This is a genomic window from Pseudomonas sp. CM27 (assembly GCF_013179515.1).
In the GTDB taxonomy this organism is placed as follows: domain Bacteria; phylum Pseudomonadota; class Gammaproteobacteria; order Pseudomonadales; family Pseudomonadaceae; genus Aquipseudomonas.
In genome coordinates this window covers 6,627-12,796 of the sequence record NZ_JABMCN010000056.1, presented here as the reverse complement: position 1 = coordinate 12,796, position 6,170 = coordinate 6,627, and the positions used below count along the sequence as shown (strand labels likewise).

Annotated in this window: 6 protein-coding genes and 1 pseudogene; 5 read left to right on the top strand and 2 right to left on the bottom strand. The window is 65.4% G+C overall.

Features of this window, described 5'->3' with window-relative positions; genetic code table 11:
- Positions 1-808: pseudogene (gene exaA, locus HP547_RS09535) on the top strand (quinoprotein ethanol dehydrogenase); the annotation flags it as partial.
- A 63-nt stretch (positions 809-871) separates the two neighbouring features.
- Positions 872-1,531 carry a pentapeptide repeat-containing protein gene (locus HP547_RS09530; protein WP_172286156.1) on the top strand — a complete coding sequence of 220 codons (660 nt, stop codon included), beginning with the start codon at positions 872-874 and terminating at the stop codon, positions 1,529-1,531.
- Between the two features lie 60 nt (positions 1,532-1,591).
- Here HP547_RS09530 and HP547_RS09525 read toward each other — a convergent pair whose 3' ends face one another.
- Both HP547_RS09525 and HP547_RS09520 read right to left on the bottom strand, forming a co-directional pair.
- Positions 1,592-2,230, bottom strand: a complete 639-nt coding sequence (locus HP547_RS09525) for a response regulator transcription factor (protein ID WP_172286155.1) — start codon at positions 2,228-2,230, stop codon at positions 1,592-1,594.
- On the bottom strand, positions 2,227-3,504 hold the full coding sequence (locus HP547_RS09520; RefSeq protein ID WP_172286154.1) for an ATP-binding protein: 1,278 nt from the start codon (positions 3,502-3,504) through the stop codon (positions 2,227-2,229). Before HP547_RS09520 ends, HP547_RS09525 begins: the two co-directional genes overlap by 4 nt.
- A 151-nt stretch (positions 3,505-3,655) precedes the next feature.
- On the opposite strand from HP547_RS09520, the gene HP547_RS09515 reads away from it, so the two are divergent.
- The 3 genes from HP547_RS09515 to HP547_RS09505 all read left to right on the top strand — a co-directional run.
- The gene (locus tag HP547_RS09515; protein ID WP_172228691.1) at positions 3,656-4,849 is read left to right on the top strand and encodes an ABC transporter substrate-binding protein; all 1,194 of its coding nucleotides are present in this window, start codon (positions 3,656-3,658) and stop codon (positions 4,847-4,849) included.
- A 30-nt stretch (positions 4,850-4,879) separates the two neighbouring features.
- On the top strand, positions 4,880-5,869 hold the full coding sequence (locus HP547_RS09510) for a YVTN family beta-propeller repeat protein (RefSeq protein ID WP_172286153.1): 990 nt from the start codon (positions 4,880-4,882) through the stop codon (positions 5,867-5,869).
- The coding region (locus HP547_RS09505; RefSeq protein ID WP_172286167.1) for an ATP-binding cassette domain-containing protein at positions 5,866-6,170 on the top strand (305 nt) is incomplete at its 3' end. The genes HP547_RS09510 and HP547_RS09505, both read left to right, overlap by 4 nt.

The window sequence follows — 6,170 nt, the reverse complement described above, 5'->3', positions numbered from 1 at the left end:
CGAACTGGTGCTGTTCGACTACAAGGACAAGGACGGCAAGGTAGTCAAGGCCACCGGCCACGCCGACCGTAACGGGTTCTTCTACGTGGTGGACCGCAACAACGGCAAACTGCAGAACGCCTTCCCCTTCGTCGACAACATCACCTGGGCCAGCCATATCGACCTGAAGACCGGGCGCCCGGTGGAAAACCCCGGCCAGCGCCCGGCCAAACCGCTACCGGGTGAAACCAAGGGCAAGCCGGTGGAAGTGTCGCCACCGTTCCTGGGTGGCAAGAACTGGAACCCCATGGCCTACAGCCAGGACACCGGCCTGTTCTACATCCCCGGCAACCAGTGGAAAGAGGAATACTGGACTGAGGAAGTGAACTACAAGAAAGGCTCGGCCTACCTGGGCATGGGCTTTCGCATCAAGCGCATGTACGACGACCACGTCGGCACCCTGCGCGCCATGGACCCGAGCACCGGCAAGCTGGTATGGGAGCACAAGGAGCACCTGCCGCTGTGGGCCGGCGTGCTGGCGACCAAGGGCAACCTGGTGTTCACCGGCACCGGCGACGGCTTCTTCAAGGCCTTCGATGCCAAGACGGGCAAGGAGCTGTGGAAGTTCCAGACCGGCAGCGGCATCGTCTCGCCGCCGATCACCTGGGAGCAGGATGGCGAGCAGTACATCGGCGTCACCGTAGGCTATGGCGGCGCGGTGCCGTTGTGGGGCGGCGACATGGCCGAACTGACCAAACCGGTGGCCCAGGGTGGCTCGTTCTGGGTGTTCAAGATCCCGAGCTGGGATACCAAAACCGCACAACGTTGACCGCCTGCGGGGAGTGGCTGGCCGCTCCCCGCACCTGCCTTCATTCGCCAAGAGCCTTCTGCCATGAACTACCTGCCCTTTGCCCTGCTGCTGGTACTCGCCCCTGCCGTTGCCGTCACCAGTGACGACGCCGGCGATGACACCCCACTGACCATCAATGGCTGCGTCATCGCCGAAGCCAGCCAGTGCCCGGGCGCCAACCTGCGCGGCGCCAACCTGGCCAACCAGGACCTGCGCAAGATGAACCTGGCCGGTGCCGACCTGCGCGATGCCGACCTGCGCCACGCCAGGCTGGACCTGGCCAATCTGGAAAAGGCCCGCTTGCAGGGCGCCAACCTGACCCGTGCCAGCCTGCAGCAGAGCAACCTGCGCCTGGCCGACCTGACCAATAGCAGGCTGGTGGCCATTCAGGGCTGGGGCTTGTTCGCCCAGGGTGCACAGTTTGCCAAGGCCGACCTCAGCGCTGCCTATCTGCAGTTTGCCAGGCTGTCAGGGGCAAAGATGCAGCAGGTCAACCTGCAGGCGGCGGACCTGGAAATGGCCTGGTTGAGCAAGGCTGACCTGCAAGGTGCCAACCTTGGGGATGCCAACCTGCAGGAGGCCAAGTTTGGCCAGAGCAACCTGGGGAATGCCGATTTGCGTGGGGCGCGGCAGCATTATGGGAATTTTCAGGAGGCCAATATGGAGGGGTGCAGGGGGTGTCCTGACAGTTGGGATGATTGAACGGGTGGTCGTCCTGGCATTTTCTGCGCCTGTGCGATCGAGCGCCGCGCGGGGCTCCATTCACCCCGCCACCCTCACCACCCCCAGATCAATGCCCAAATGCACCAGCTCGGCGTGCGACCCGACCTGCAACTTGCTTTTGAGTAAAGTCAGATGATTGGACACCGTCTTGGCACTGATACACAACTGCTCGGCGATTACCCGCACCGGTGTCCCCTTGGCCAGCATCACAAAAATCTCCAGCTCACGCTGAGTCATGCGCTGCAGCCGCGGGTCGCTTTGCCCATGCTGTGAAGCGCAGGCCAGTTGCGTAGCCAACGGCTGCTCAATGTACGCATGCCCCGCCAGCACCCGCTGCACCGCCTCGATCAACACCTCGGGCGCCGAGTTCTTGGTCAGGTAGCCCGAGGCCCCCGCCTCCAGCGCCTGGCGCACCAACGGCAATTCGTCATGCATGCTGAAAAACAGCACGCGCAGCTGCGGCAGGCGCTGGCGCAGGCGGCGGGTAGTTTCCAGGCCGCTGATGCCCGGCAGGCCGAAGTCCATGATCACCAGGTTGGGCACCTGCTCCTGTACCCGCGCCAGCGCCTCCTCGCCACTGGCAGCCTCACGCACCTGCATCGCTGGCAACACGGCGCGCAGCAGGCTGGCATAACCCTGGCGAACCACGGCATGGTCATCGACCAGGACAATATTCATCGAACCTCCTCGGGAATAGTCAGGGCCAGCGCCCAGCCGCTACCGGGGCGGCTGAGGATTCGCAGCTCCCCGCCCAGGCTGCGGGCACGCTCGGCCATCGAATGCAGGCCTACCCCAGGTCGCTGGGGCTGGCGTGCACCGCGGCCATTGTCGCGAACAAACAGGCGCAAGCCATTGCCGCAGCGTTGCAGGCGTATCCGCACCTGGCTGGCGCCCGCATGCCGGGCAACGTTGGTCAACGCCTCCTGCAGCAGCCGATACAGATGCGTCCTGCTCGAATCGGGCAGCAGCGGTAGTTGCTCGCCGATCCGCAAGCGGCAATCGATGCCCTGGCTGGCCCGCCAACGGTTCACCAGCAAGCTGAAGGCTTCGGCCAGGGGCAGGTGTTGCAAGGCCACCGGATACAGGTCGTGCACCAGTGCGCGAAAGCCCTGTTGCAGGCGTTCGCAATTGAGTTCCAGGGCCAGCGCGGTCTGCTGCACTACCGTGGGCTGTTCGGCCGACAGGCGCAGCAGGCAGCCCTGGGCGCGAATACCCGCCAGGTATTGCCCCAGGTCATCGTGCAGGGCCTGCGCCAGCTGGGTGCGTTCCTGCTCCTGCACGGCCAGCAACGCCTGGGTCAATTGGGTGTTGTCGGCCCGGGCCTGCGCCAATGAGGCCGTCATGTGGTTGAAGTGCTCAGCCAGTTGCCGAGCCTCGGGCAGGCCCGCCTCGCGTAATCGCGCAGTCAATTGCCCACCCGACACCTGGCGCAAGGCCTGCAACAGCTCATCCAGCAGCCCCAGGCCCCGCCGCACCGCCCAGCGGATGCTCACCAGGCTCAACAACAAAGCCACGCCACACAGGCCCAGCAGTTGCAACAGGGCTTCCCAGACCTCGTCGATCTCATCCCGCGCGTCGACGGCAATCAACACCCGGCGCCCGTCCTTCAGGTTCAGCAGCCGAGTGCTGTGGTGGCGCTCGCCAATCAGCTGGCGGCCCAGCCAGGCATCCAGCCCCGCCTCCTGCGGCAGCCGCGCCGTTTGGTTCGCCGCCAGCCAGTGCACCCGCACATGGCGCAGGCTTTGGGTCAACCGTGGCTGCAGGCTTGCCGGGTCACGTTCGGCGGTGTCACCCAGGTAGGCCACTACGGCTTCGGCGGACTGCAACTCACGTTCGACATCCGCCACCGCCTGGTGCAGCAGCACCCCGGCACAGGCCAGCGTCAGCAGGGCGAAGCACAGGGTGACACAAAGGTTGATCCGCCACAGGGCCGTCAGGTTGATCAGGCGCATGGGCAGGGTCTCCTCAGGGGCGCTGGGACCATCGTAAAACCGGGGCCTGCGTGGCGAATTACTACCTTGGTACCGGCCGAGCGGTACTTTCTGCATATTTCCCGCTCCCGGCGGGCTTCCTATGCTGGCGCCATCTGCCGTGGAGTGTGTCATGCACCAGCCTGCCCGCCTTGCCCTGACCTGCCTGCTGACCTTGGTCGCGACACTGTCTGTCGACCTGGCGCCCGCGGTTGCGGGCCAGGCTGCAGCCGCGTTGCAAGTTGGCATCGGCTACCTTGGCTACCGCCCCGACCCAGGCCCGTTGCTGTCCAATATCATCCCCGAGCCCGCCGATGCCGGGCTGCAGGGTGCCGAGCTGGCGATCGTCGACAGCAACAGCACCGGGCGCTTTCTGCAGCAAGCGTTCCACCTGACCCGCGCCAATGTCGACACCCCCGCCGCGCTGCTGCAGGCCGCCAAGGCCCAGCATGACCAGGGCCTGCGATTGTTCGTGGTGAACGCCCCTGCCGCCAGCCTGCGCGCGCTGTCTGCGGCCCTGCCCGACAGCCTGCTGTTCAACGCCGGCAGCCCCGACGACAGCCTGCGCAGCAACCAGTGCCTGGGCAATGTACTGCACAGCTTGCCGGGCCGGGCCATGCTGGCTGATGCGCTGGTGCAGTTGCTGGTAGTGCGCAAATGGCAGCGGGCGCTGCTGGTGGTCGGGCAGACCGAGGACGACCAGGCCTACGCCGCCGCCCTGCGCCGCGCGGCAAAACGCTTTGGCGTGCAGCTGGTGGCGGAAAAAACCTGGACCTTCGACAACGACCAGCGCCGCAGCGCCCAGGCCGACATGCCGCTGTTCACCCAGACCGCCGAATACGACGTGGTGCTGGTGGCCGACGAGCGCGGCGACTTCGGCGAGTACCTGCCCTACCAGACCTGGTACCCACGCCCCGTGGCCGGCACCCAGGGCCTGACACCTACCGGCTGGCACAAGACCGTGGAAACCTTTGGCGCGGCGCAGCTGCAAAAACGTTTCGAAGCCCAGGCCGGGCGCTGGATGAACGACCGCGATTTCGCCGCCTGGATGGCCGTGCGCAGCATCGCCAGCGCTGTCAGCAAACTGCGCCAGGCCGAGCCACGCGCACTGCAGCAACTGCTGCTCAGCGAACAGTTGCCGCTGGACGGATTCAAGGGCCGCAAGCTCAGCTACCGGCCGTGGAACGGCGAGCTGCGCCAACCGATCCCGCTGGTGCAGCCGCGCGCCCTGGTCAGTACCTCGCCGCAGGAGGGCTTCCTGCACCCGTTCAACGAGATGGACAGCCTGGGCTACGACAAACCCGAAGTGACCTGCAGCTACCCCTGACCCGATAACCACAACAACAAGGAATTCGCCATGCGCCGCTCCCTCTTCCACCGGGCCCTGCTGTACCCCTGCCTGCTGTCGGGCGCCCTGGTACTGGCCAGCGGACATGCCATGGCTGCAACCGCCTGGGTCTCCAACGAGAAGGACAACAGCCTCAGCCTGATTGATCTGCAAACCATGGAGGTCACCGAGACCCTGCCGGTCGGCCAGCGCCCGCGCGGCCTGCTGCTATCCCACGACAACAAGCTGCTGTACATCTGCGCCAGCGACTCGGACCGGGTGCAGGTGATGGACGTGGCCACCCGCAAGATCATCAAGGAACTGCCCTCCGGCAAGGACCCCGAGCAATTCGCCCTGCACCCCAACGACCGGTGGCTGTACGTGTCCAACGAGGACGACGCACTGGTAACGGTGATCGACACCGTGACCGACAAGGTGCTGGGGCAGATCGACGTCGGCATCGAACCCGAAGGCATGGCGGTGAGCCCGGATGGCAAGTGGGCGGTCAACACCAGCGAAACCACCAACATGCTGCACTGGATCGACACCAGCACCCAGGCCCTGGCCGAGAGCACCCTGGTCGATCAGCGGCCACGTTTTGTCGAGTTCAACCAGGACGGGTCGCGGCTGTGGGCTTCGGCGGAAATCGGCGGCACGGTGACCATCCTCGACGTGGCCACGCGCCAGGTGCTGAAAACCCTGAACTTCCAGATCAAGGGTGTGCACCCGGACAAAGTGCAGCCGGTGGGCATCAAGCTCAGTGGCGATGGCAAGTACGCCTTCGTTGCCCTGGGCCCGGCCAACCATGTGGCGGTGATCGATGCCAGCACCTACGAGGTAATGGACTACCTGCTGGTCGGCCGACGGGTCTGGCAGCTGGCGTTTACCCCCGACCAAAGTCAGTTGCTGGCCACCAACGGGGTCAGCGGCGATGTTTCGGTAATCGATACCAAAAGCCTCAAGGTGCTCAAGTCGGTGAAGGTCGGGCGCTACCCCTGGGGCGTGGTGGTCACGCCATGAACGCCCTTGAGGTCAGTGACGTGAGCTTCGCCTACGGCCCGCGCGAGGCGCTCAAACAGGTCGGGTTCAGCCTGGCGCCCGGGCGATTTGCCGCGTTGCTGGGCCCGAACGGCGCGGGCAAGTCGACTTTGATCGCCCTGCTGACACGCCTCTACGACCTGCAACAAGGCGACATCCGCGTGGGTGGCTGCTCGCTGCGCGACCAGCCACGCGCGGCCTTGCGCCAGCTGGGGGTGGTGTTTCAGCAAAGCACCCTGGACCTGGACCTCAGCGTCGAGCAGAACCTGCGCTACCACGCGGC

What these genes read in the sequence shown, in the direction of transcription:
- HP547_RS09530 (WP_172286156.1), top strand. Translation starts at nt 872, where the DNA reads ATGAACTACCTGCCCTTTGCCCTGCTGCTGGTACTCGCCCCTGCCGTT.
- HP547_RS09525 (WP_172286155.1), bottom strand. Translation starts at nt 2,230, where the DNA reads ATGAATATTGTCCTGGTCGATGACCATGCCGTGGTTCGCCAGGGTTAT.
- HP547_RS09520 (WP_172286154.1), bottom strand. Translation starts at nt 3,504, where the DNA reads ATGCGCCTGATCAACCTGACGGCCCTGTGGCGGATCAACCTTTGTGTC.
- HP547_RS09515 (WP_172228691.1), top strand. Translation starts at nt 3,656, where the DNA reads ATGCACCAGCCTGCCCGCCTTGCCCTGACCTGCCTGCTGACCTTGGTC.
- HP547_RS09510 (WP_172286153.1), top strand. Translation starts at nt 4,880, where the DNA reads ATGCGCCGCTCCCTCTTCCACCGGGCCCTGCTGTACCCCTGCCTGCTG.